General features: G+C 35.0%; 23 protein-coding genes. 6 read left to right on the top strand and 17 right to left on the bottom strand.

Annotated elements, in window-relative coordinates; translation table 11 throughout:
• Positions 1-100 precede the first annotated feature (100 nt).
• From BC781_RS08195 to BC781_RS08185, 3 genes are all read right to left on the bottom strand, one after another.
• Positions 101-1408, bottom strand: a complete 1308-nt coding sequence (locus BC781_RS08195) for a M48 family metallopeptidase (RefSeq protein ID WP_109616757.1) — start codon at positions 1406-1408, stop codon at positions 101-103.
• A gap of 78 nt (positions 1409-1486) precedes the next feature.
• Complete coding sequence (locus BC781_RS08190) at positions 1487-2437, bottom strand: YjgN family protein (RefSeq protein ID WP_109616756.1); 951 nt, start codon at positions 2435-2437, stop codon at positions 1487-1489.
• Between the two features lie 159 nt (positions 2438-2596).
• On the bottom strand, positions 2597-4717 hold the full coding sequence (locus BC781_RS08185) for a HEAT repeat domain-containing protein (protein WP_109616755.1): 2121 nt from the start codon (positions 4715-4717) through the stop codon (positions 2597-2599).
• 359 nt (positions 4718-5076) lie between these two features.
• On the opposite strand from BC781_RS08185, the gene BC781_RS08180 reads away from it, so the two are divergent.
• Complete coding sequence (locus tag BC781_RS08180) at positions 5077-5499, top strand: hypothetical protein (protein WP_109616754.1); 423 nt, start codon at positions 5077-5079, stop codon at positions 5497-5499.
• 149 nt (positions 5500-5648) lie between these two features.
• On the opposite strand, the gene BC781_RS08175 is transcribed toward BC781_RS08180, so the two are convergent.
• The 4 genes from BC781_RS08175 to BC781_RS08160 all read right to left on the bottom strand — a co-directional run bounded on the left by BC781_RS08175 (position 5649) and on the right by BC781_RS08160 (position 7795).
• Entirely contained in the window at positions 5649-6059 is a 411-nt protein-coding gene (locus BC781_RS08175; protein WP_109616753.1) for a cytochrome c maturation protein CcmE domain-containing protein, read from the bottom strand.
• 4 nt (positions 6060-6063) lie between these two features.
• Positions 6064-6327, bottom strand: a complete 264-nt coding sequence (locus BC781_RS08170) for a CcmD family protein (RefSeq protein WP_109616752.1) — start codon at positions 6325-6327, stop codon at positions 6064-6066.
• A gap of 9 nt (positions 6328-6336) precedes the next feature.
• Complete coding sequence (ccsA, locus tag BC781_RS08165) at positions 6337-7008, bottom strand: cytochrome c biogenesis protein (RefSeq protein WP_109616751.1); 672 nt, start codon at positions 7006-7008, stop codon at positions 6337-6339.
• A gap of 112 nt (positions 7009-7120) precedes the next feature.
• Positions 7121-7795 (bottom strand): heme exporter protein CcmB, encoded by a 675-nt coding sequence (locus BC781_RS08160; RefSeq protein ID WP_109616750.1) that lies wholly within the window; start codon positions 7793-7795, stop codon positions 7121-7123.
• A gap of 458 nt (positions 7796-8253) precedes the next feature.
• Between BC781_RS08160 and BC781_RS08155 the strand changes: the two genes are divergently transcribed.
• The 3 genes from BC781_RS08155 to BC781_RS08145 all read left to right on the top strand — a co-directional run bounded on the left by BC781_RS08155 (position 8254) and on the right by BC781_RS08145 (position 11521).
• A complete protein-coding gene (locus BC781_RS08155) occupies positions 8254-8808 on the top strand; it encodes a hypothetical protein (protein WP_109616749.1) in 555 nt (184 codons plus the stop codon).
• A gap of 11 nt (positions 8809-8819) precedes the next feature.
• Entirely contained in the window at positions 8820-9566 is a 747-nt protein-coding gene (locus BC781_RS08150; RefSeq protein WP_109616748.1) for an LVIVD repeat-containing protein, read from the top strand.
• Between the two features lie 551 nt (positions 9567-10117).
• Entirely contained in the window at positions 10118-11521 is a 1404-nt protein-coding gene (locus BC781_RS08145; RefSeq protein ID WP_109616747.1) for a sugar MFS transporter, read from the top strand.
• 57 nt (positions 11522-11578) lie between these two features.
• On the opposite strand, the gene BC781_RS08140 is transcribed toward BC781_RS08145, so the two are convergent.
• The 6 genes from BC781_RS08140 to nhaC form a co-directional block, all read right to left on the bottom strand.
• Entirely contained in the window at positions 11579-12547 is a 969-nt protein-coding gene (locus tag BC781_RS08140; protein WP_109616746.1) for an alpha/beta hydrolase, read from the bottom strand.
• A gap of 87 nt (positions 12548-12634) precedes the next feature.
• The gene (locus tag BC781_RS08135) at positions 12635-12991 is read right to left on the bottom strand and encodes a phage holin family protein (RefSeq protein WP_109616745.1); all 357 of its coding nucleotides are present in this window, start codon (positions 12989-12991) and stop codon (positions 12635-12637) included.
• Positions 12992-13072: 81 nt separating this feature from the next.
• Positions 13073-15436: a patatin-like phospholipase family protein gene (locus BC781_RS08130; protein WP_109616744.1), complete on the bottom strand. Its 2364-nt coding sequence runs from the start codon at positions 15434-15436 to the stop codon at positions 13073-13075.
• Positions 15437-15690: 254 nt separating this feature from the next.
• Positions 15691-16572, bottom strand: coding sequence for a nuclear transport factor 2 family protein (locus BC781_RS25635; protein WP_109616743.1), 882 nt, complete (start codon positions 16570-16572; stop codon positions 15691-15693).
• Between the two features lie 59 nt (positions 16573-16631).
• Positions 16632-17165, bottom strand: a complete 534-nt coding sequence (locus tag BC781_RS08120) for a GNAT family N-acetyltransferase (protein WP_109616742.1) — start codon at positions 17163-17165, stop codon at positions 16632-16634.
• Positions 17166-17262: 97 nt separating this feature from the next.
• Positions 17263-18753 (bottom strand): Na+/H+ antiporter NhaC, encoded by a 1491-nt coding sequence (nhaC, locus tag BC781_RS08115; RefSeq protein WP_109616741.1) that lies wholly within the window; start codon positions 18751-18753, stop codon positions 17263-17265.
• Positions 18754-19010: 257 nt separating this feature from the next.
• Between nhaC and BC781_RS08110 the strand changes: the two genes are divergently transcribed.
• Together BC781_RS08110 and BC781_RS25800 are read left to right on the top strand one after the other, a co-directional pair.
• Entirely contained in the window at positions 19011-19268 is a 258-nt protein-coding gene (locus BC781_RS08110) for a hypothetical protein (RefSeq protein ID WP_109616740.1), read from the top strand.
• A gap of 172 nt (positions 19269-19440) precedes the next feature.
• Positions 19441-19566: a hypothetical protein gene (locus BC781_RS25800; protein ID WP_262510260.1), complete on the top strand. Its 126-nt coding sequence runs from the start codon at positions 19441-19443 to the stop codon at positions 19564-19566.
• A 67-nt stretch (positions 19567-19633) separates the two neighbouring features.
• Here the strand turns inward: BC781_RS25800 and BC781_RS08100 are convergent, their stop codons facing one another.
• From BC781_RS08100 to BC781_RS08085, 4 genes are all read right to left on the bottom strand, one after another.
• Positions 19634-22114 carry a transglycosylase domain-containing protein gene (locus BC781_RS08100; protein WP_109616738.1) on the bottom strand — a complete coding sequence of 827 codons (2481 nt, stop codon included), beginning with the start codon at positions 22112-22114 and terminating at the stop codon, positions 19634-19636.
• Between the two features lie 175 nt (positions 22115-22289).
• Positions 22290-22937, bottom strand: coding sequence for a porin family protein (locus BC781_RS08095; protein WP_109616737.1), 648 nt, complete (start codon positions 22935-22937; stop codon positions 22290-22292).
• Between the two features lie 50 nt (positions 22938-22987).
• A complete protein-coding gene (locus BC781_RS08090; protein WP_245935597.1) occupies positions 22988-23974 on the bottom strand; it encodes a YpdA family putative bacillithiol disulfide reductase in 987 nt (328 codons plus the stop codon).
• Between the two features lie 133 nt (positions 23975-24107).
• A complete protein-coding gene (locus tag BC781_RS08085; RefSeq protein WP_109616736.1) occupies positions 24108-25280 on the bottom strand; it encodes a Na/Pi symporter in 1173 nt (390 codons plus the stop codon).
• Between the last annotated feature and the right edge of the window lie 152 nt (positions 25281-25432).

Genomic DNA, 25432 nt, shown 5'->3' with positions numbered 1-25432 from the left:
TTGAAGTCAAAAAACTATTTAGCTATGATGAAAAAAGACAAAGCCACTTGATCAACTAAGTCAAGTGGCTTTGTCATTTATTGAATAATCAGATACTGATTTAGTTCTTTACTTTAAGACTGTCAGAGGCAATTGAATCGGTATTTGTGAAAATATCATCAAAAGTTTCTTCTATCTCCTCCTTGATATCAGAAAGGCTAGACCAACTATTCCAATCTGATTTGAGTGAATCAATATCATTCCATATCAGTTCTAAAGAGTCACTTTTTGGGTGAAGTTCAAAGTTGGTTCTTTCAAAATTGGAGGCCATTCGGATACGACTTTCTAAATCTGGATGAGAACTTAAGTATTCAAGGATATCATTTCCTTCAACCTCTTCCATCAAATCTTCAAATATAGTAGTTGTGGTATCGTTGTCTTCGAGCTCTACATTTTCTTGATAAAGTGAGTCTGTAGAACTAATTTCTTCGATATCTGAATGATCTACTGATTGAAGTGTTTGAAAGAGATCTGTCATTCCTTGAGGATCAATTCCTTTTTCATTCAATAAACTTAATCCAAATAGGTCCGCTTCTTCTTCTAATTTTCTACTATAAGAAAGTCTTTTAAGCTGCTGTCCTTGTTCTGTAATTACTGATGTGATACCATTGATGTCATTGAAAACAAGCGAAATAATGATATATCCTGCAAGGCTCTCAAGGGTAGATTTTGTTGAATGTCTTAATTCTATATGAGCCAACTCATGACCAAATAAAGCAGTGAGTTCTTCTTTCGACTCCATTTCGTTTAGCAGCCCAGTAAAAAAGACCATGTTTCCTCCAGGAACAGCAAAAGCATTTTTGATAGGAGATTTTACGACTGTAATATTGATTGGGTATTCAGATTCAACATCTAGTGTTTTTATATATCTATTGAGCAGTTCAGAGGCTTCCTCATCTACATTCATGTTTTTAATATAGCTCACATAGATCGAATTACCCCACATGACATCGTAGTTGGTCGGAAGTACATTTACCACTTTATCAACGAGAAATGGAATGCCTTTAAAGTAGGCAAGTGCCATCACTCCCATGAAAATAACTCCGAGCGAAATTGATTTCCATAACGAACTAAATTTATAGCCAGGATGATCTCCTTTTATGTCTAGGTCAGAATACTTGAGTTGTTCTACAAAATGGGCGTCATCTACTTCAAGAGTTGGGTGTGGAAAATCATTAAATTTGACTTGTACTTTAGTAGTGGTTACTCTTTCAATTTCGTAGATACCTTCATACTCAAATGGGACTAATACAAGTTCTCCATCATCGTCTAAATCTTCGTAAGAAAAAACAAGCTGATTTCGGTTAAGTTGGATTTTTGCCTTGTATTGCTTGCTTGATTTACCTGTGTAAAAAATTCCAGAATACATGATTAGTTTTTAGATATAAAAAAATACTACCCCAAATTTCCTTTAAGGTAGTATTTAAAATCATATTAAGCTACACGATTAGAATGCATCAATTTCTAACATGTCTGCAAGGTCTTCGCCTGTAGCATCTTTGTATTGCTCTTCTGTTTGCTCAATTGCATCTAGGTTTAGAGTTCCTCTAATACCCGTGTTTTCGATTACAAATGAAAGCATACGAATAATCGCAATTGGAGTACCTAGACCAAAAGTGAAAACAACGATTAAGAAGTTACCGATAAGCGTTTTGAAGAAACCACCTGCTGTACCTGTAAATTCCATCTTGATTTCACGACCATCTTGAATAACATAAGTGTTATCCCAGAAGAAACGGTACAAGTCTCTCATCCACCAGAAAGAGTAAATACCTAAAGTAACTGTTGATAGGATATATCCGAGGAAGAAGGTTCCAAAGTAAGTAGAACCATCACCTTTGAATTCCATCTCAAGATTACCAAGTCTTACATTTTTGAGAATGTATTTTCTCAATTCAACCTCAAACCAGAAAGAGTAGATACCTAGTGTAACTATTGAAAGAAGTATACCTTTTACATATATCTTCATAAGGTCAGATAGTTTTCCTCTGTAGCCCATGTGAACAGTTCTCCATGTTGTACGAGACAAACGATATTTTAGACCTCCGTGAATGGCTACAGGAACAAGGAAAATTACTCCTAATAACATGATTAATGCCCCAGCTAAAATAAGAGATGGTTCTTGAGAAAAGATTCCTGCAATATAGACTGCATACAAAGCTCCGATGATAAGAACAGCTTTGATAAATCCTTTGAACATTTCTTTACCTGTACCAAGAAAAGCAAATGAAGAACCTGCAAATTCAGTATTCCCATAAATATACTTTAGTCGGTTAGCTTTAGCCCAAGGGTAGTAAAGCCCCAAAGTGATGAATGTGAATACAATGTTTAGAATTTCAATCCCGAAAAACTCTCCTTTTTTACCAACAAATCGGAATTTTTGATCTGTATTTTCCATAAAAAATGATGATTAAAAAAATTACTAATTAAAGAATGAAATGTAAAATAGAGTTAATTATAGTAAATACAAAAGTAATCGTTTAGTTCTCAATTGATTTAATAGTTGATTAACGAATGTTATACAGTTTAACAGTGATTCTAGGACTTTTCCATAAGACTATTGAGTAGATTGGAAGTATGGAATAAGACTCTGAATTCGTTGAGAATTAGGTAAAGTACGTAAGGCAGAATCAAGGATTTTTTTAGCATCAATTCTCTGATTATTCTTCATGAGGGTGACAATCAAATTGTAGGTATAGGTTTCATTTTGAGGAGCTATTATAGCAGCTTTTTTTAGATGCTTGATAGACATTGGAAAGTCATTAAGTTCACCGTATAGGAGTCCTAAGTAATAATGTGCCGTTTCATTGTTTTCTTGAATTTCTACTGCTGGTTTGAGTACTTCCAATGCATCATATGAACGACCTTGATTACTAAGAATGATCGCAAGATTCAATCTGACAGGAATTTGTAGGCTATCCATTTTCAATGAGTACTGATAAGCTTTAATAGCTTTTTGTGGTTCTCCCATTCTTTGGTGATAATCTCCTTTCTGAACTTGACCATTTACCATGTCTGCATTAGCAAACAGCATTTCTTCATATTCTTTTTGTACTTTGTTATAGTCTTCTTGATAAGAAGTAGGAATATTTAAATCAGCAATAAGGCGGAAACTTGCAATACGTACGGCTCGAATAGAATCTTTAAGACCTTGCCAAGCTGTTTCTGTTTGTCTGAGTTGTGGTACTTGAAGCGAATGCGTATACGCAGCTTGTCTGAGTAAAGGTGTGTTGGGCTTGGTCATAGCCTCAATAAAGATTGGTAAATGCGCTTCTGTCATTATGTATGAAAGGTATTGCAATGCTGTAGCCCTTACCAAATCAGTTTGAGTGGAATCAGCAATTAACTTGACCAAATGTGGAGCTGATTTTTCATCAAGTTTACTTCCCGGAAGTAAGTCATCTGAAAAGTGATATTTTCTTTCTTTCCCAAAATGCTTTTCGATGGCTTCCTTAGCCCATTTGTCACTTTTATCTTCATGACAACTCGTACATGCGTTAGGTGTACCGTATGTTATACTTTGGTCTGGTCTCGGGATTCTAAAACTATGATCTCTTCTGTAGTCATTTCCCATATATTTTTTCCCATCCATATGACAGTTTATACATTGCGCCCCTTCACTATCCATAGGGTGAAAGTGATGCTCTTCTAGTGCATATGACTGTTCATGGCATTGCGTACAAAGTCGATTGTCATTGAATTTTAGTTTTGTGGTATGAGGGTTATGACAACTTGTACATCTCACATTGTTTTGGGACATTTTACTAGACAGAAATGAACTAAGCACATAGTCTTCATTGTCAATTTGCCCATCAGGATGGTAATTGTCTTTTGTAATAAGTGCAGGGAAGAAGCGACTTAAATATTCTGGGTGAGGGTTATTGTCATTGGTTAGCATTGTTCTTCTAGCATGGCATGAGCCACAGACGCTTACTTGAGTTTGTTGAGCAGATAAATTCCATAGCTTTTCATCGTACTTTTCTCCGTTTTTCATTGCATTAGCATGCTTTTCTCCTGGGCCATGGCAAGCTTCACAAGCTACATTAATTTCAGAAAATGTAGTGTTATAGGCAAACTGATCTTCATTGAAATTTTTTTCTAGATTAGTACTGTGACAAGAAGCACACATGTTATTCCAATTCTGAGCATTTTCGGTCCAGTGTAGCCAATCTCCTTGTGGAATGATTGTGTCTGGGTACTGATGAAACCACTTTTTCTCCTCTGTATCCCATGAAGCTCTTAAAGTTTGGTATTTTCCATTAGGGAATTCAATAAGGTATTGTTGAAGAGGTTCCCATCCAAATGTGTATTTGATAGGGTAGTTGTTCGTTGAGTTTTCTTCCGTAATCTGTACAAAGTAAGTTGAGTCTTTTTTATAAAAGAGATATTTCATACTATCTTCTTCCCACTGTACATCATTGAAATCTCCTCTTATAAATTGGCTATTTGCTTCTTTCATTGCTAAATCATGATGAGAATTCATCCATTCATCATGCTGTTCTTTATGGCAATCGATACAGTTTTTACTACCTATATATCCGTGTTGAGAAAGTGTTTCTGAAGAATGAACGTAGGTTGTTTCAGTTTGCTCTTCTGGTTTTTCGCATCTGAGAAGAAAAATGCTTACGCCTAAATACATGCAGCAGACTGAAAGAAAAACTAAAAAGTTACGTTTCATTTGGATGAATTTAAAAATGAATGCCTTTACAGAAATAGGCTTTATATGTATAAAATGTAAAAGTGATCTGAAGCTTTAATAGCTCTATCTTCAATTTAACTTTAAAATATTCGCATCGCAATTCGCTCTTTTGATTTTTAAAGTAAAATGCTCTTTAAGTTTAGTTTGATACAGTTTGCTACCTCTCTTTAGTTTGTGAATATTTACATAAATGACTGAATTATAGATATTTTTAAAATAAGTGTTTCAATGGTAAAATAAGTTAAGTCTAAAAAAACGCTCCAACCTTTTTCAACAGAATGCCCTCTTATATATCGAAAGCAAGTAAAAAACTTTAATAATCAAATAAACTAAGAGATATGAAAAAGGTATTCAAATTAATCATCGCACTTTCAGCATTGGTAGCATTTTCTTCATGTGACAAAGACGACAATGACGAAGTAGGACCAGATCCAGTAGTAGGACTTTGGGTTCAAACAGAACTAGAAGTTTCACCAGCTGAAGAGGAGGCAAAAGTTGAATTAAGATTTAATGCTGATGGTAGTGTAACTGCCAATTTTGATGACGAAAGAAACGGAATCGCTTTTGGTACTTGGGAAAGAGCAGGTGAGCAAGTTATCGCTGACTTCAAAGGTATCAAAGAGCCAAGAGATGTAAATGAGTCTGTAGAATTGGTATTCGAGTTTGAAGGAAACTCTCTAATCTATACTGACCTTTCAGCAATCTCACCTCTAGATGTGATTTCTAACAAAGTATACTTTACGAACAAATTACCTAAATAAGCATATATATTCATTTTCCCTTATCACTTACTTATAAATCCTCGGCAATAGCTGAGGATTTTTTTTGTGCGAATAGTGTATAGGTAAATAAAAAAGCGGAACATAGGTTTTGGCCTAAGTTCCGCTTTTTATATTGTTAGAGAAATAAATTATAGTTGTTTCTCTTCATATTTAGAAGGACATTTCATCAGAATTTCGCTAGCAACAAAATCACCTTTATCTCCAGCTCGTCCGATAACAACTACTTTCTCTGATTTTTCAAAATCTCTCATTGATGGAGGAGGGTTGTAACATACCACTCTTCTTACAATCTTATCTTCATCTTCCAGCATAAATGCCAAGAAGTTAGGATCTTTTGCTGGGTTGTACTCAATTCCTGTAACAACTCCACCTTCTTTTGTAAGTTCTCCAATTACGTGAATTTTTGCATTGTCACCATCGGCAGCAAGTGCTTCTGCTTTCGAGAATGTTACATACTGACTTGCATTTCCCGCTGTCGAAACAATCAATCCGATACCAATAGCAATAATTGCTAAGAAAAATATGTGTAATTTTTTCATGATATTAAGCCTCTTGTTCGTTCACCATTTCTTCTAACTTTGCAACTTTTTTGTCGATTGCATAAAGATAGACAAACATTCCTCCCAAAATAGTTGCTACAACAGCTACAACCACATAGATTTTTCCGTTGTCACGCATTTGATCGGCCATTTCAACAGATTGGTTGGAATAATCTTCTTCAGTAATCGCAATTTTATCTTGCGAAAATACAGGTAATGTAACTAAAAAGGTAAAAACGAATTGTAATATAATTAGTAATTTTTTCATGACTTCAGATTAATTGCTTGAGTTCTCCAATAGTTTTAATTCTAGTAGGCGTAGGCGAATACGAGCATTGGCCATCCAAACCCCTAATAAAGTCCAACCAATAACAGCAGGATAAAATACTTTACGTAAAGATACGTCAAGTTCGTAGGCGTTAAAGCCTGGGTTTCCACCATTTCCTGGGTGAAGAGAATCGGTCAATCTTGGTAAAACAAAGATGAGAACAAGGAAATTGACAAAGGCAAAGATATTATAAATCGCACTGATTCTAGCTCTTCGGTTTTCGTCTTGGAAAGCCCCTCTAAGTAAAAGATATGCGAAATAAATCATCATACCGATAGCTGTAGAGTTCAATTTTGGATCACCTGTCCATGGTGTTCCCCAAGTATAATTTGCCCAAATCATTCCAGTAAGTAATCCTAGAATACCAAAGAAAACTCCAGCGTTTACAAACTCAACGGCTTTAATATCATTTTCAGGACGTTGATGTCTGAGGTATTTAATTGAATGGATTACTCCTACAAGCAATAGAATGACCATTCCAAACCACATTGGAACATGGAAAAATAAGTTCCTAATTGTTTCGTTTAGAATATTCAATCTAGGGACTTCAAAAATTAGTCCTCCAACCACTACATACAGAAGAATAAAGACTGTAAGTAGTTTCCAACCTTTTTTTATCATTATCAGAAGATTATAAAAACAAAGTGCTGTAACTTCCCTCAAATTGGGAACTATTTATTAATCGACATAAATTTAACAAATCAAAGGGAGAATAGTTATTTTTTGTAGCCTATTAACTTCTCCATAAGTAGGGAAAAAGTAGTATTGATATGGCTACTACTATAAAATCAACCCCAATTAGCGTGACTACTTCATCTTGACTCGCACTCCAAGCCAAACCATCAATGGCATTTTTTGAGGCTTTTACCAATAATAAGATCATTGGGAGAATTACAGGGAATCCGAGTACAGCCATTAAACTACTGCTGTTACTGGCTTTTGATGCAATACCAGCAATCAAAGTTAAACTTGTTGAAAAGCCAATGGCCCCTAGTAGTAATACAAAGCTAAAGAGTGTCAGATCCTGCACAGGGTTATCCATCACAAATGAGTAAAGTACAAAACCAACCAATGCAATGATGGAACTTAAGAATGCATTATAAATGATCTTTGACAAGATGAGTGCTTGTGGACTTACCAAACTATAATAAAAGAAATAGCGTCCTCCTTTTTCTTGGTCAAAGCATTTTGCAATGGCATTTGTGACCGTGAAGAGTTGTATGATCCAGAATAATGTATTCCAAGTAATCTGATGAAGATGTACTTTTTGTTGGTTAAAACTTAGGTAACACACAAATACAGTACTGAAAGTATAGAGTAAAATACCATTGAGCGATGAGCGATCTCTCCACTCTAAGGTCATTTCTTTTTGAACTAATACTCGTACTTCTTTTAATAAGTGATTCATAGGTGAATTTGGAAACGAACTTCCTTTAGAATAATGCTCTATTTTGCTGTGAAGTAAATAAGAAAATTTTGAATTAAAAAGAGAGTGATTTGTGTTATTCTAATGACAGGGCAGATTTTAATATAATATCGTTAACAGACATATTAATTTTTATTAGCAATATAAATTCTACCTTGTCTTAGAAGATTACTACTTTTGAGTATCGAAAAAAAACAAAGATATAAAGAGGCTTTAAGCCCACAAGATATATAAGATTATAGTAGAAAGTAGCAATGAGTAATAGTTAGTTTTTGGGTTACAAAAGAAGTTCACCTTTGGTGGGCTTTTTTTTTGCATTAAACTAAAAATCCCTTTGACTTATTTTTATGTGTTTTTATAATATTCTAAGAAGTTAGTTTGATTGAATGTCAAATCATTAGGAGTGCTTGTCGTATAGAAGAATCTAATGATGATGTGCTATGAAACTTTATAAAAAACTACTCTACTTACTTTTTTTTAGTTCAACACTTACTTCCTGCTACATCGATATGGGTGAGGAGGAAGATGATGTAGTAGTTGACCAATGGGGTGGAGATTACTCAGAATACGAACCTATTTACATGACAAGAACGGAATTGGAAAGTTCAGTCAAGAAGATGGGCCCTCAAGAAATTATTCAACCTGGTAAGCTGTATATTTTTGGAGATTATATTTTTCTAAATGAAAAGTATAAAGGAATCCATATTATCAACAATACCGACCCAATTAACCCTCAAAGAACAGGCTTCCTCAAAATCCCTGGAAATGTTGATATAGCTGTAAAAGGAAATGTAATCTATGCAGATAATGCGGTGGATATGGTTAGTGTAAGTCTGAATATAGATGGTTCAATTGCTGAAATAAATAGGGTCAGAAATATTTTTCCTGGGCTAACTCCTCCAGACTTGGATTATGTCCCTTACAATTATGACCGATCTCAATCAAAAGAGCCTGAATATATTGTTGCTTGGGCTAGTAATAATCCTGCCAGTTAAAAACTAACATCATGAAAAAATACATTTTATACTTTTCAGCTTTTTTGTTAGCTACACTTATTTCTTGTGAAGGTTCTGAAGATGCTTCACTGTCTCCTTCAGGAGATTTAGTCTCAAGCGGAAAAGGCGGTTCTTTAGCTCGTTTTGCAATCACTGGAAATCATCTGTATACTGTTGATCAATACGATATGCAGGTATACAGCCTAGAAGATCCTGCAAAACCAGTACTGACCAATTCGATTTATATCGGAAATGATATCGAAACTATTTTTCCATTAGGAGATCAACTTTATATTGGCTCTCAGTCAGGGATGTATATCTATGATATTTCTAATCGAGAAATTCCATCTTTCTTAGGTGTCTATCATCATATTGTAAGCTGTGATCCTGTAGTTTCTGATGGTGTCTATGCTTATGTGACGCTAAGAAGTAGTGAAACGTGGTGTAATAGAGGGCTTAATCAACTAGATATAGTGAATGTTTCTGACCCAACCAATATTCAGTTAGTTTCTGAAGTAAATATGGATGGCCCCAAAGGTTTGGGCGTAAGTGGGAATACACTCATGGTTTGCGATCAAAGTTTTATTAGAGTTTTGGATGTAGAAAATAGAAAACAGCCAAAGCATAAATTTACCATTGATTTGGTGGCAAATGATGTAATACCTAATAATGGTAACTGGATAGTTTCTTCACCAGAAGGCTTATTCCAGTATAGGTTAAATGGTGAGAGTTTTGAGAAACTCAGCGCCATCTACTAATAGTTAAATGATGGGAAATTGTATCACTTCAGAATATTATTCTGAAGTGATTTTTTTTGCTCTTAATAAGAGTAGAAGGAGTTGATGTAGAAAAAAAATATTGTTTTTAAGTGCAATTACTTGAATCCCTTTAAGACTCAATGTTTTATTAAGTGTTTGAATAACAGTTGTATTTTTTTGCTTTTTATCTGATAGGCAATCTTTTTCAGCTTCTATAGATTTTTTTCAGTACCTAAAAAACTTTTTAAATTTCAAGTCAAGGGTTCGCTCAAATCACTAGATCTTATTTCATAGACTTAACGAATATGTCCTTAAATGATTGAAATGACCTAAAAGAAACATTAGACCTTCTCAATTGAAATAATATTCATCTAGCTTATTCAGCGAACTTCCTAACTTTATTCATTATCCTAATTCAAACTTGTTTACTTATAAATTCTATTTGGTATTGAAAATGGATATAGCACTATAAAACTGAAAACAATAACATACTCATATATAAAAGGAAATATCTCTGTCTAAGATGAATTCCTTTATTACCATTTTTAACTATGAACAAAGACAGCAACAAATCAATCTTAATGATTATTACAGCCCTATTTTTTATGTGGGGTTTCTTGACTTGTATGAATGATATTCTCATTCCATACTTAAAAGATTTATTCGATTTGAAGTACTGGCAAGCGATGCTAGTACAGTTCGCATTTTTTGGGGCTTATTTTATTGGTTCTCTTATTTACTTTTTATTGTCACTCAAATTTGGAGACCCAATCAATAAAATTGGTTACCAGAATGGAATTGTAATCGGTTTAGTGATTTCTAGTGTAGGCTGTTTCTTATTTTATCCTGCAGCTCAATATGCCATGTATGGATTCTTTCTTTCTGCACTATTTATTTTAGGACTTGGGTTCACGATGCTACAAATTGCGGCAAACCCTTATGTTTCTATTCTTGGCCCTGCTGAAACGGCTTCATCAAGATTAAATATGTCACAAGCATTCAATTCGTTAGGAACTACTATTGCTCCTATTCTTGGTGGATATTTGATTTTTGACCTCTTTTTTTCGGAAGCAATGTCAGGTGATGCGGTAAAAGTCCCTTACTTGGTTTTTGGAGCGTTATTTCTTCTGATGGCTATTGTTTTCAAATTGATTAAGCTACCTAATTTTGTGAATGACTCTGAGATTGTAAAAGGAATTGGAGCTTTGAAATTCCCAAATCTTTCGTTGGGTACAATTGCTATTTTCACTTATGTAGGCGGTGAAGTTGCGATTGGTAGTTTTCTAATCAATTTCATTGGCCTTGAAAATATCATGGGATTAGAAGAAGCTACAGCTAAGAACTTTCTTGCTTATTATTGGGGTGGTGCAATGATTGGTCGTTTTTCGGGTGCAATATCTTTGAGTGATATGCCACAAAGTAAGAAATACCTTTATATGGTTTTGGCTTCTAGCTTATCATTTGGGTTAATCTTTGCAATTGCAGATGTTAGCTTCGAAACTGTTATTCCGTATTTATTTATTATAGGAATAAACTTTGTTGCTTTTATTTTGGGTAAAAGTGTGGCAGGTAGAACACTTGGGATTTTTGCATCGGTAAGTGTGATTCTTATTCTTGTAGCGATGTTTACAAATGGAAATATTGCAATGTGGGCATTAATTGGAGTTGGGATTTTTAATAGTATCATGTGGCCAAATATTTTTACATTGGCTATTAAAGGACTCGGGAAATATACAGGTCAGGCATCTTCACTTTTGGTAATGGCAATCTTGGGTGGAGCACTTATTCCTTTGGTTCAAGGTTATTTGGCTGATATAATTGGTGTGCAAATGTCCTTTATCATTCCTGTAGTTTGTTATCTTTATATTCTTTTCTACGGCTTTTATAATTCTAGAAAAGAAGAAGAAACAAGTGAAGAGGAACAGGAGGAGCAAGCTGTCGGTATGATGCACTAAGCATAATTTATACATAAAAAAAAGTCTCAGACAGAGCTAACTGTTTGAGGCTTTTTTTTATTTCTGATAATTCCTTTCAATAAAGTCAATGACCCAATCTTGAACTTCGGATCGTTGTGTTTCGGTAATCCCTCTAAAAGTATGATCAACACTATCAAGCAAATGAATTTCATTTTGTATACCAATGCTATCAAGTAAATGTTGAAAATCTAGACTTTGAGAAACGGGTACCACTTGGTCATTTTTTCCATGAATAATGAGTACAGGAGGACAGTTTTCATCAGTATATCTGATCGGAGAATATTTCTCCATAAAGAGTTTTGTTTTCTCTGGATCTACTTTTGGGTCAAATCCAAATAAATGCTTTGTGATATCGAAGTTAGAGCGAAATGATGCAGGAACACTTTCAAGCATTTTGTAGGCAGAATCAACAAGTGGCATATGGTATAAAGCATCAAGGTTGTTCGGGCCGTAAATATCTACAATGTACTGAGCTTTCAATTTTGTATCGTGAAAACCTTTCCCTTGCGCAAGAGCAGTCATCATTGCAATCTGTGCTCCAGCAGATTCACCAAATACACCAATATTGTTTAGGTCAAAGGTGTAGTTTTCTGCATTATTTTTTATCCATTGTAGAGCATCAATCCCATCGTTAATACAATTTGGAAAAGGTGAATGCCCATTTTGAGCGAGTGTGTATTCAGGGCTTACAACCGCATATCCTTTATCTCTTAACTTATTGATCGCACCATGAAATCTGTTAAGGTTTATGGTTTCTTTTCTCCCAACCATCCAAGCACCACCATGTATAAATAAAATAACAGGACTTTTGGAGTAAACTTTATTTGTTGGGAGGTATAAATCTAAGGTTAAATCTTTTTTGTATTTGATATGATGAATGACCTCGCCTTTTAGAATTGGAGCATCTTTTGATTTGAAAAAGTAGAATAAGCCTAGCGTAAAGGAGATTGTAAGGATGAAAAGGAGAATAAATGTCTTTTTGAAGAATAGTTTGGCGGCTCTCATTGAAATGAACAGAAGATGATTGATACGGACATAAAAAATCCTCTAGGAAAGATTTAACTTAAATAGAGGATTAGACTAAATGTTTTATTAGTTGTTTTCTTTAATTCCGAAAGCATCAAAGATAAAACCTTGGGCAATGCTGTAGAAAATACTAAACCCAAGTGCAGCCCACATACTTTGAACATCAAAACCATCTACCAATGAGCCTGTCCAATAAAACATCAAGGTGTTGATGAAAATTAGAAACAGACCAAATGTCAAGATTGTGACAGGGATGGTAAGTATTGTTAAGATTGGTTTTACAATGGCATTAAGGAAGCCTATAATAATGGCAGCGATTAGAGCCGTCCAGTAGTTATCAATTGATACACCCCAGTTAAAATAGTCCATAAGCCATGCTCCAGCATAAACGGCTAAACCTGAGGCTAAATATTTTGCAATCATCTTTTGTTTCGTATTTTGATTTTCTTTGAATAAGAATTACAATATGGTTTAACGCTTAATGATGAATTCAGGTTTCATATTTTAATCTTCAAAACGATTAGGGTTGTAGAGCAGGTATCCAAAATTAATGTAGAAAGACCATTCCATCTGAGGGTCACTTGAGTAGTTTGTACTCAGTGACAAAGGTCCCACAGGGGTTTGTGCAACAAAAGAAAAGTCTATAGCAGTATCGGAGTTATTGTTGTTGTATTCTATAATTGGAATTTCACTGAATTCTCCATCTTCTTCCACTCTTCCCCAACCTGTAAAAGAATGGACAGATGCTCTTAATTGGGTCGTCTTTGATAATTTGTAATAAAGAGTAAGTGATCCTGCTAAATACGAGGAAGCTCTAAATGCTTTAGAAAAGTTGAAGAAGCTGTTTTTCAAGGGGTAGTAAACAGGTGTGTGTAAAAGTGTCGCAGAGTAAGTACCAAATTCGGGTACTGTAGAGAATAGCGCTTCTGCTGAAAATCCCCATCCCCATTTTACCTTTTCATAATACTTTTCTGCTCGACCTTTTACTTGAAACCAATTCCTACTAGCATCAGTGTCTATTTGTACGCTATCATCAGTGACTTTTGAATCTTCGTGACCAATGATCAGTTTACCTTCTGCTAAATATTTAGCACCATTTGTAGGGTAGTTGGGGTCGTTGAGTTTATCATATAGATAGCCGACTGCAAATAAGCCGGCATTGTATCTTACATTTCCACTGATATCTAAAGCAAAGTTTTCAGAAGGCTGTGTATTATCTCTGAAAAATGTATTCTTGGCATTGTAGCTACTAACTCTAAAATAAAGAATATCTCTTTTTTCTAATTCTTTGTCTATGCTAGCATTTATAAAGTTTTCACTTCTTTCAACCAACGTGCTTTGGCTAATATTACTTGTTAATAAGTTATCGGTTCGGGTGTAATCTCTTTCGATATGGGTGAAATCAAGTGTGAGTTTTAGACTCTTTTTATCGGGAAAAAGAGCAGAGCCTTCAAACTTACTCGATTTGTAGAAAATGCCTGCAAAAAGGTTAAGACCTAGATTATAGAGGTTTTGGCTTAGGAAATCCATATTGATATCAAAGTAAACCTGACTATTGGCAAAAGTAGCCACATTACCACCAAGGTTTAAGTTCAGTTTGCTTTCGGGATTAAAGTCTAAATAAAATTTTGGTAGTCCTGTACTTATATCCGTTATGAAATATGGATTTATGTCCTTAAAGTATGTTGTTGAAATCAGTTTATTATATCTGTCATTTGTTTGTTGAAGAGAAATCAGGTCTTCATTTTTATCTTTAATGATTCTTCGAACAAAACGTTGTTGTCTTTTTGTCATTCTTAAGTCTGTGACAACTTTTTGTACGATTTCCTTATCATGGTCATAATCTACTAAAGACTCTCGATAACGTGATCGGTCTTCGGGAAGTGGACCTACTTTTTCTAGAATTTCATCAATGTAGCTCTCGGTCTGTTCTGTCCCTATTTTGATAAGTGAATCTACAGGGGAAAAATCTAGCTGAAAATAATCATCTACAGGAAGCGGAATGTAAATATCTTTCTCTTTGAGATATTTGGTGGGTTTGGACTTATCTGACATCAAGAAGGTAATGACATTCATACTGTTCTTGATTAATTCTTCATCTTGTCCTTCGGGATAGCCTTCAAAACCTTCTTCTGTACCTAGGTTCACGCCAATAATCACATCAGGGTTGAATTCATCAATCATCACACTTACTGGAAAGTTATTGTAGACTAATCCATCAAATAAATATCGATTATCGATTTTCACAGGTCTATAAACCAAAGGGACAGCCATTGATGCTCGTATAGACTGTGCTAAATCTCCTTCTTTTAGGATGACCTGTTTTTTGGAAAAAACATTTGATGCAACACATCGGAATGGGATGGGCAGACTATCAAAGTTGTAATTCGATTTGTCACTTGCTTCAAATAAGAATGATGATAAAGCAAAATTTAGAGAAGCATCACTTAGAAAACTACGTTGGAAAGTGGTTTGAAGAGATGAATCTAATGAAACTTGTAAATCCACCCAACCAGGAGATGGAGGTTTGCTCCAAAATAAATTTCGTTCTTGTAAAGGAAGGTCGCCACTTGTCCAAATTTGAAAATCTTCAGAACGAATTATACTGTCTAATTCATGGGCGTTATAGCCTGCGGCATAAAATCCTCCAATGATAGCACCCATTGAGGTTCCTGTGATGTAGTCGATAGGGATTCCATTCTCTTCTAGCACTTTTAGTACTCCAACAAGGGCAATGCCTTTTGCGCCTCCACCACTGAATACCACACCAACAGATTTTCTTTTTTGTGGGAGCTCTGTTTGAGCATTCAAATTTGCAGAGAATAATAAAGATAAAAGGATGGTGGTAAGGGTCAGATAGATCTTCATGCCACTTGTAAGTAACTTTTCTTGGTTTAGTAAATTAGCTGATTTGATTCACTCTTAATAAAGAGCTGAAGTAAAACTATTGAAATCATACAATCTGCTAAAGAGAAAAGTCTTAAAGCGACTTAATATGAAGTTAAAGTATCGTTTTTAGAGGATGGAAAGATGGATATCTCAGAAATAAAAACTGTCAATTCCCTTAAATAGTCTAAGGAAATTGACAGCTAGTTTTAAAAAGTAGAACTGTTGTTCTCAGCTTATTTGGTATTTTCTCCAATGGCTTTTATCACATCTTGAATTTTGTCATTCGGTACAGTGACCGTAAGATTGTATTGTTCGATGAGCCATTCTCCGTTTTCAAACTTCAAAACTCCTGAACCTCTACAAGTTCCCATCCATGTATCCAGAAGTTCATCAAACCAAGCATATTTATTGTTTTCACCAAAGACAATATCTCTTTTTGTCGCTTTAAAGTCCCATGCTTTTCCTTTGTCAAAGTAGGGTTTTGCAAAGCTCCAAAATTTTTCTTTTGTCCAACGCTCAGTTTTATCTGTTCCTAGGTAAATTCCAGACTCAGCAATTTTTCCAAAATATGCATCAGCATCAGCTTTCGCAGCAGCTTTATGCCAATTGTCCAATAGAAGATCAAGTTCTTTGGTTAGTTGCGAATTGTTAGTAGGCTCAGTTTTACAATCGTATTTTTTTCTTGTGTCTGTAATCTGCAGAATAAGCCATTCTTCATCTGCTTTGTATAGTTGGAATGCATTTACACCACAATGACTCATGTGCTCTCCAAGAAAGAATGTATATTCTGTCCATGCTGTAGCCAACATCCCATCGGTTTCTATTTTGTAAGACCAGATTCTTTCATCAAAAACTAGCTCGTGAGGGGCTGCGATTGCATTTAAAAAATCTTCAAGCTTTCCTTTTCTTACATTGGTTTCACCTTCTCCACCAACTATTGTGAATAATTGAGCATTTGGTGCAAAAACATTTTCAACAGCCGTTTTATCACTTGCTCTCATCCCATCAAAAAGCTTTTGTATTGTTGCTTTGATTTCTTGTTTGTCGATATCTTGTGCTGAGACAAAGAAAGAAGTGGAGAGTAATAGTGTGATTATTGCTATGAATTTTTTCATATTTGACACGATATAGTTTAGTCTGTTGACAATTAAATATTTATGATAAAAAGTGAATTTCAGTTTGATCTGAGTTCTCTTTTAAGGCTATATAAAAGTAGTTCTTCAGTTTCGGTTGGAAGAATTTGAGTACCTATTTGCTTTAGCCCTAACCTTTCTAATAACTTTTGAGAGGCAAAATTCTCTTTTGTAGTAATTCCACTTATTGTAGTAATTCCAAATGCTTCAAAAGCCACTTCCTTTAGTTTAGAGGCAGCTTCGAAAGCATAACCTTGCTTTTCGAATTGGGGTAAAAATCCAAAACCAATATCTATTCCTTCAATCCCGATTCGGTCATACAATCCGCAAGTACCTATTTTTTTACCATCCGATTTTCTGATTACCGTATAAGCGGAGTACCCCAATCGTTCATACTGCGGATAGATTTTTTCTCTGATATAATCAATAGCATCTGAAACAGACCTTACATTACGATCACCAATAAATTCAATGTACTTTGGTGAATTCATCAGTTCAAGGTAAAAAGTTGCATCCTCTTCGTTTGCAGGTCTGAGAAAAAGTCGCTCCGTTTCAAAAATGGTTTGTACTTGCATAGCCTATTATGTAAAAGAAAAACGGTTGGAGTATAAAGAAAGCTTTAAAAATCCAACCGTAATATATCCTAGAATTTAGAAAGTTACTAGCAAATAATTAGGCTTCAACAACTTCTGAAACAGGTTCTGTAGTACGTTCTTCTTTTAGCCTTTTGATCTTTATTTTGAAAGTTATGAAAAGCATTGTCATAATAGGACTCATCATATTAAAGAAGCAATAATAGAAATATTCTAGTGTAGGTACTCCTAAAACTCCTGCTTGTGTTGCTCCACATGTATTCCAAGGTACAAGAACTGAAGTTACAGTACCCGTGTCTTCTAAGGTTCTACTCAAGTTTTCTGGTGCTAAACCTTTTTCTTTGAAGGCATCAGCATACATCTTTCCTGGTACCACAATAGACATATACTGATCTGAGGTTGTAACATTTAGAAAAATACAACTAAAAGCAGTGCTTCCTACTAATGAAGTCTCTGAACTTACAAGCGTAAGAAGACTATCTGTAAGTTTTTTAAGTAAGCCTCCTGCATCCATTACCCCACCAAATGCCATAGCCATCAAGATTAGCCAAACGGTGTTTAGCATACCTGCCATACCACCAGCAGAGAGAAGATCATTGACCATGTCACTTTCTGTAACCAATGAAATATCTCCGAATAAGGCTTGCATTCCACCTCTGAAATAAGCGTGGTCTACATTTTCACCGGCAACTTCTAAAAGGCTATCTCCTTGAAAAATAAAAGCCCAAACAATCCCTAGTAAAGAGCCGATCAAAAGCACAGGAGCTGCAGGCATTTTTTTCAGAATTAGTATAAATACAATTACAGGAACTAGAAATAGGGCAGGAGTAAGGTTAAATTTATTTTCTATGGCAGAAAGAACGCCACTTACTTGAGCTGTAGGATCAATATCTCCATTTCCATTTAAGCCAAGTACCAAGAAAATTATTAAGGTTATGATAAATGTAGGCACTGTTGTGTAGATCATGTATCGGATATGTGTAAAAAGATCAGTGCCCGATACAGCAGGTGCTAAATTCGTTGTATCTGATAGTGGAGAGATTTTGTCTCCGAAATAAGCTCCAGAAATGATTGCTCCAGCTATCAATCCTTCACTAAAACCCAATGCTTTTCCGATACCTAAAAGAGCAATTCCGACAGTGGCAACAGTAGACCATGAGCTTCCTGATACAACAGATACCAATGCACAAATCAAGCAACTTGCAACAAGGAAAATGGTAGGGTTCAATACTTTAAGGCCATAATAAATCATGGCAGGAACTATACCACTCACCATCCAAGAACCAGCTAAGGCCCCGATTAGTAAAAGAATGAGGATAGAAGGATAAGCAGACATAGTGCTTTTGACAATTCCACTTTGTAATTCTTCCCATGAATACCCTCTTCTTAATAAAATTATAGAGGCAATTGCGGTTGAAAAAATCAGGATAATCTGAATGGAACCATCCATTCCTGCATCTCCAAAAGTAAGTACATTGAGAATGAGCATTCCAATTAGGAAAACAATCGGAATGAGTGCTTCCCATATTGTTGGTTTCCTTTTAGTTTCTGGTTTGTTAAATGTGTTCATCGTTTTTAGTTAGATCGCAAGTCGTAATTTCATAAAGAATTAAAATTTAAGATAAAGAAAGTACAAAAACAAAAGTGGAATATAAACGGGTAGTTCTGTATAATGGATTTTTAAAGACTTTATAGGAAGATAGGATGAAAGTGAATCTATTCTCGAATTAAAAGGGTATAGATTTACTTTATAGAGATGAAAGAAAAGGTACTACTGTACTAAAAAAACTAACTCAGCTAAAAAATCATTTAACAAACAACTTCTCTATGAGCTTTAATAATATACCCCTTGATTTTAGAATTGAATTACTTTTAGATTATGGTTATTTTTTGGCAGAAACTAAGTACGGAGATCGAAGAAAAGTTCTTTTTTCATTGAACAATTCGTATATAGAGGTTACATATCGTAATATGCTAAAAATCGAAAGTGTATTAGAAGTAAAAGAAGACCAACAACTGCTACGCTATTTGGAGAATGTAAGTTTTCCACTTAAAGCTCTGAGTATGCGATCAAACAAAAGTTGAGGGTCCGCTTAAACCATTTAAGACTCCTTTATTTTCCTTAACTATTATGTTCGTATCATCTATTGAGTACTTCAACAAACAGCCCATAGAAAGTAAATATCTATGTGTATCAAGCTACGGTGAGAAATTAATAGAGATCGTATGCAAAACTAACAAAAAAGCGCTCTATTATATGAGACAGATTTTCGTAGAAGTAATTTATGATCATAACTCTGAAGAACCAGATGAAGTACATGAAGTTACTTTCAAAGAATTGACTCCTTATATCAAAGCGATTCGATTGCCTAAAGAAATTTAATTGTAAAAAGAAATCCTCATACAACAACGTGTATGAGGATTTTTTAATGTTGAAAATCTATATTCAATTACAAGATATCTTCATCTTCATCATCTACATCAGATGGAATAAAGTACTCTTGCTTTTGAGAATCTACTTCTTGCACTAGAGAATCATTTTCTACTAAAGCAGAATCTGGAGCAACAATCAATTCATCAATACAATCTAAACGTACGCTTAAAGGTCTTGAAGGTTTTGCAAAGTCTGCTCTTGTATAATTTAAGTCTGAGCATAAAGCTGAATCAGCATAAACTTTGTCCATAAAGATTGCTGCAGCAGGCATAGCTTGTCTAGCACCTTGACCATAAGTGATTGATCTGAAGTGAATACTTCTGTTTTCTCCACCACTCCATACACCAGTCATAAAGTCACTTGTAGCTCCAACAAACCAAGCATCCGAGAAGTTTGAGGTGGTACCTGTTTTTCCTCCTACTTGATATACCTGACCAGTTTCTTTATCCTTTTTGAAGTTGTAACGGTGCAAACCAAGTGTTGTACCACCTGATTCTTCGTTAGATCCTCTTAGCATATAAGTCATCAAGTACGCTTTTTCTTCCGAAAGAGCTTCAATCTTTTGAGGAGTAAACTCGGCAATTACACGTCCATGTTTATCTTCTATTCTCGTAATGAAAAGCGGTTCAGTCCAAACTCCTTTATTGAAGAAAGTACCGTAAGCAGCTGTTAGTTCATAGATAGAAACATCTTCAGTACCCAAACATAGTGCAGGGACAGCATTGATTGGCTTTTTATTATATCCAGAAACACCATCAGCTCTTTCAGATTTACTCAACATGAAGTTAAAGTGCTTATCTCTCATGTATTTGAATCCGAATTTATCTCTAGCGTAAGAAACTAGCCTTTGTGGTGTTAATTCTTTTACCAATTTAGCCGCAGCTGTATTCACTGATCGAGCCATTGCTTGACGAAGAGTCATTTCTTCTCCAGAATAAGGACCCGCATTTTTAGGTGTCCAGCTTTCTCCACTACCTGTTTCACTTGGTTCAAATGTTACAGGAACATCCAAAACTTTTGTACAAGGATTGTATCTCTGAAGGTTGATGTCCATGGCTGCAGAGTACAACAAAGGTTTAAAGGTCGAACCTGGTTGTCTGTAACCTTGTTTTACTTGGTCGTATTTGAAGTATTTGAAATCAACACCACCTACCCAAGCTTTAATTTTACCAGTTCCAGGTTCCATACTCATCATACCCATATGAAGCATCTGCTTATAGTAATTGAGTGAATCCCAAGAACTGAACAGGGTGTCTGTTTCATTTCCATCAGCAGTCCATGAAAAGACAGTCATTTCTCTTTTCTTAGTAAGTTCATTCCACATTTTTACAGAATCACCATCGTATTTTCTACGCATGTTTCTGTAAGCCTGTGTTTTCTTCATTTCATACTTTAGAAAACCTTCAATTTGTTTCCCTTCTCTATCAATCCAAGGCCCCCAGTTGTAATCATTGGCTTTGATATGGCTAGGTCTTTTCCAGTGATCTTTGAACAGTTTGTTCTGATGCTTCATATGCTGATTTACGGCTTCTTCAGCATATTTCTGCATTCTTGAATCAATCGTCGTATAAATTTTTAGACCATCGGAGAACAAATCTAAGTTTTGCTGACGACAGAAGTCAAGCAGTACTTTTCTGATTTCGGCTCTAAAGTATGGCGCAAGACCTTTTACGTGATTTTCTACATTGTATTGCAGTCCTAAGTCTGCACTTTTCAATGAATCAGCCTCTACTTTATCAATTTCTTTGTATTTAGCCATCTGATTTAGCACCACATTTCTAGCTTCTTTCGCTTTTTCTGGGTGATAAACAGGGCTATATTTTGTAGGGTTTCTGAGCATAGCAACAAGCATTGCTGATTGAGAAACCGTAAGTTGGCTCGGAGTCGTATCAAAGAAAGTTTTACTTGCTACATCAATACCAAAGGCATTACTACCAAATTCGAACGTATTCATATACATTTCGATGATCTCTTCTTTGGTATAAGCTTTTTCCAGTTCATAGGCTAGAACCCATTCTTTGAACTTATTGATTACGGTTGGCAAAAAACCGTAGCCACTGTTTAAAAGTCCTTGCAGACCTTCATCTCTACGCGTTCTAAAAAGAATTTTAGCAAGCTGTTGTGTAATCGTACTTGATCCACGCTTATTTCCTTTAAGCAAATAATAAGGGGCTGCAAATGTACCGATCATATCGATACCACTATGATCAAAGTATCGGATATCTTCAGATGAGATCAGTGCATCAATCAAATTAGTGGAAAGTGAGTCATAAGGTACCTTTGTACGGTTATAACGAAAATATTTTCCCAATAAAACTCCGTCGGCTGAATACAGTTCGGATGCTAAGTCATTTTTAGGATTCTCCAATACCTTTGGGTCAGGCATTTTTCCTACCAGATTTCCCCAGTTGTTTTTGATGGCAAATGGCCATAAAACAAGACAGAGCAAACCTATACCAAAAATTACCCAAAGTACTTTGACAATTCTCTGATACATATATGTTATATAATTTGATAGTCAGAAATAGATTCTAAGCTAACCGCAAAGGTCGGGATTTTTATTGGAAGAGACTAACCCAAGCTTGTTATATAAATAAAAATCTGAGGAGAAATTGAATAATTCCGTTATAGGGGAATTATTCAATTTGTAAGGAATGAGAGTGAAAGTACATTTAGAGAAAAAGAACGTACCCAATAGATAATTCTAGACCTCTTGTACGATAAATATAATTACTATCGTTTGGTGCGATATCACTTAACCCTAGATTATAGCGAAGTTCAACCAAGATGTTCTTCACAATGACACCACCACCAAATAGTAGAGATACATTGTAGGCATCTAAAGTGTTTTTAACGCTTCTATTGAGGTTTTCTTGAGGTGCTAAACTGCCATCAGAAATTGCGATGCTTCCTTCCTCTTTTGCCTCCATTAAAAGATTGATAGCAGGGCCTCCATTTACAAACCATCTTAGATTAGAACCTTTTGAAAGTTTAAATAGGATAGGAATCTGCGAATAGGATAATTTTAGCTTTGTACCTTTTGCTTCCATGCTAGAGAATGAATAATTCCATTCTGGTTGTATGGAAAATAAGTCACTAGAGGCAACATTTAAAAGTACACCACCAGTAAAGCCTACGCCTTGTGAAAATTTGAAGCCTGCTTTAGGTGCACTCATACCTGTCATACTGATATTTCCTCTGGCACCCACCATAATTCCTTGGGCATTTGAAATGGAAGGAGATAAAAGAAGAATGGCGACTACGAACTGTAGACCTAAAAAGGCTTTCAGCATTTTATGTGGATTGGATATTAGTTTCATTAGTTTTAGTATTAATCTATTTACACTGAAATAATATCCAAAATAATTAACTATTGTACTTTTCTGCTAATTTCTTCTATTATTATTTCAGCATGAACACGTGAATTCTCAATAAACCATGTGTTGGTTTGCATACCTCCACAAATAACCCCAGCTAAATATATACCTTCTACATTAGTTTCATGAGTATCTTCATTGTAACTAGGAGTCATCAACTCATCCTCTGCTAAAATGATACCCATTTTTTCTAAAAGGCTAAAATCGGGTTTATAGCCTGTCATTGCTAAAACGAAATCATTCTCTATCTCAAAAGAACCTTCAGGTGTTTCAATGATGACGTTTTGTTCTGAAATAGAATTTAAACTAGAATTGAAGTAAGCTTTTATACTTCCTTCTTTTATACGATTTATGATATCGGGTCTTACCCAATATTTTACACGCTGACTTATTTCTTCTTCCCTGATGACTAAAGTGACTTCGGCTCCTTTTCTGTAAGTTTCTAAAGCTGCATCAATTGCTGAATTGGCAGCTCCGACAACTACAATCTTCTGAAAAGAATATAGATGCGGATCATCATAATAGTGTTTTACCTTTGGAAGATCTTCCCCTTCTATGTTCATTAAGTTTGGTAAACCATAGAAACCTGTAGCTACAATTATATTTTTACTAAAGTATTCCACTTTATTGGTCTTAACCTCAAACTGTTCTGGGCCAAGTTTCTGTACTTCGTTTACCTCTTCAAATAAATGGATATTAAGATTCCATTTTGTTTGAACTCTTCTATAGTATTCTAACGCCTCTCTTCTTGTTGGTCTTGGGTTATGTGAGATAAAAGGAACACCTCCAATCTCCAATTTTTCGGAAGTGGAAAAGAAGGTCATATTCGCAGGGTAATTGAATAAAGAGTTAACTAAACATCCTTTTTCAATAATTAGATAGTTTAGTCCTTTCTTTTGAGCTTCAATACCGGCAGCCATCCCGATAGGTCCTCCACCTATTATGATTACATCTAAAGTCATATTTTCACAATTTGTCATTATACCAACCTTCTATTTTACGAGATTGTTGGATAAAATAGTGAAAAGTAATTCTTGGTTTAGTGTTATTAGCAAAAAAGCCATGCTATCACTTCTGATAACATGGCTTTTTCATTTAAGAAGATTGTAAATCTTATATCTGTTCTCTTTTGGCAAGCGTCTCTTCTTGTGTATTTCTAGAAACATCATAAGTTCCAAACTCTTCTGATGTAGCATAAATCAATGAGAAAGGAATCAAGAAAAAGACGACCAAAATATAGACTAAGCCTATAAAACGATATTTTTCAGATAATTTACCAAGACGTTCTGCCAAGAAAATAGGTATGTTTCTAATGAATTGAATAGGGAATAGAATACCAACCCCAAGGCAATTGAATAATAAGTGACAACATGCTATGGCAAGTGCTGCTTCGTTTTGTGAAAGAGCAGCAAGCAATGCTGTAACCGTTGTTCCAATATTTGCCCCCATCAAAAATGGAAATACTTGTTTCAAATTGACTTTTCCTGCTGCAACTAAAGGTACAGCAAGAGCTGTAGTTACAGAACTAGATTGAACTCCAGCAGTAATGAGAGTTCCCCATGTTAATGATTTTATAGGGCTTCCAAAGACGATTTGTTCCATTTTCTCTTGAGATGTACCCACAAAGAATGACTTTAGCAAAGTGGTGAAAACTCTTAAAGAAATGAACAAGATCACGACACCAAGACCAATCATTAGAAAGTGGTTATACTCGATGAGTCCTCCGAGAAAACCTGCTGCTGGTTTTACAGTGACAGAAAGAATATTAAATACTTCTCCAGAACCACTAAGACCTATATCATAGAAGAAATCTGCTAAAGAACCTCCAAGATTAGATAAGAAGTGTGTTGTGATTTGGAGTGGAAAAAGAATTGTAACTACAATCAGATTAAAGAAATCATGTACGGTGGCTGCACTGATTGCATTCCTAAATTCTTTTTTGTCACCCATGTGACCAAGAGCAACAATGGTACTCGTAACGCTCGTACCAATATTGGCTCCCATAATCATAGGAACCGCTTGATGAAGCGTGAGTGAACCAGAAGCTACAATAGCAACAATCATAGAAGTAGAAGTTGAGCTACTTTGAATAATAGCAGTAGACAACATTCCAATAAGTAATCCAATAAATGGATTGTCAGTTACACTAAAAATGTCTTTGGCCGTATCACCTCCCAAAAGTTTAAAACCTTTGCTCATCAGTTCTAGGGCAACTAAAAAGACAAATAATACTACAAGCACTTTAAACAGTCTTCCAATAAATTGAACTGCTCTGTTATTTACCATTCTATTAAAGCATTAGATGGAACTCAAAGTTTAAAAAATTTATTGTGAGGCAAAAGTATGACTTAAAGTGTATAATATGATAATCTTAGATGTTACCATTGTATTAATTATGAACTTTTTAGTATAAAGAATTGGATATGTTTTCTGTGAAA

It is taken from the genome of Sediminitomix flava (genome assembly GCF_003149185.1).
GTDB lineage: Bacteria > Bacteroidota > Bacteroidia > Cytophagales > Flammeovirgaceae > Sediminitomix > Sediminitomix flava.
This window is presented reverse-complemented; position numbering and strand designations above follow the sequence as displayed.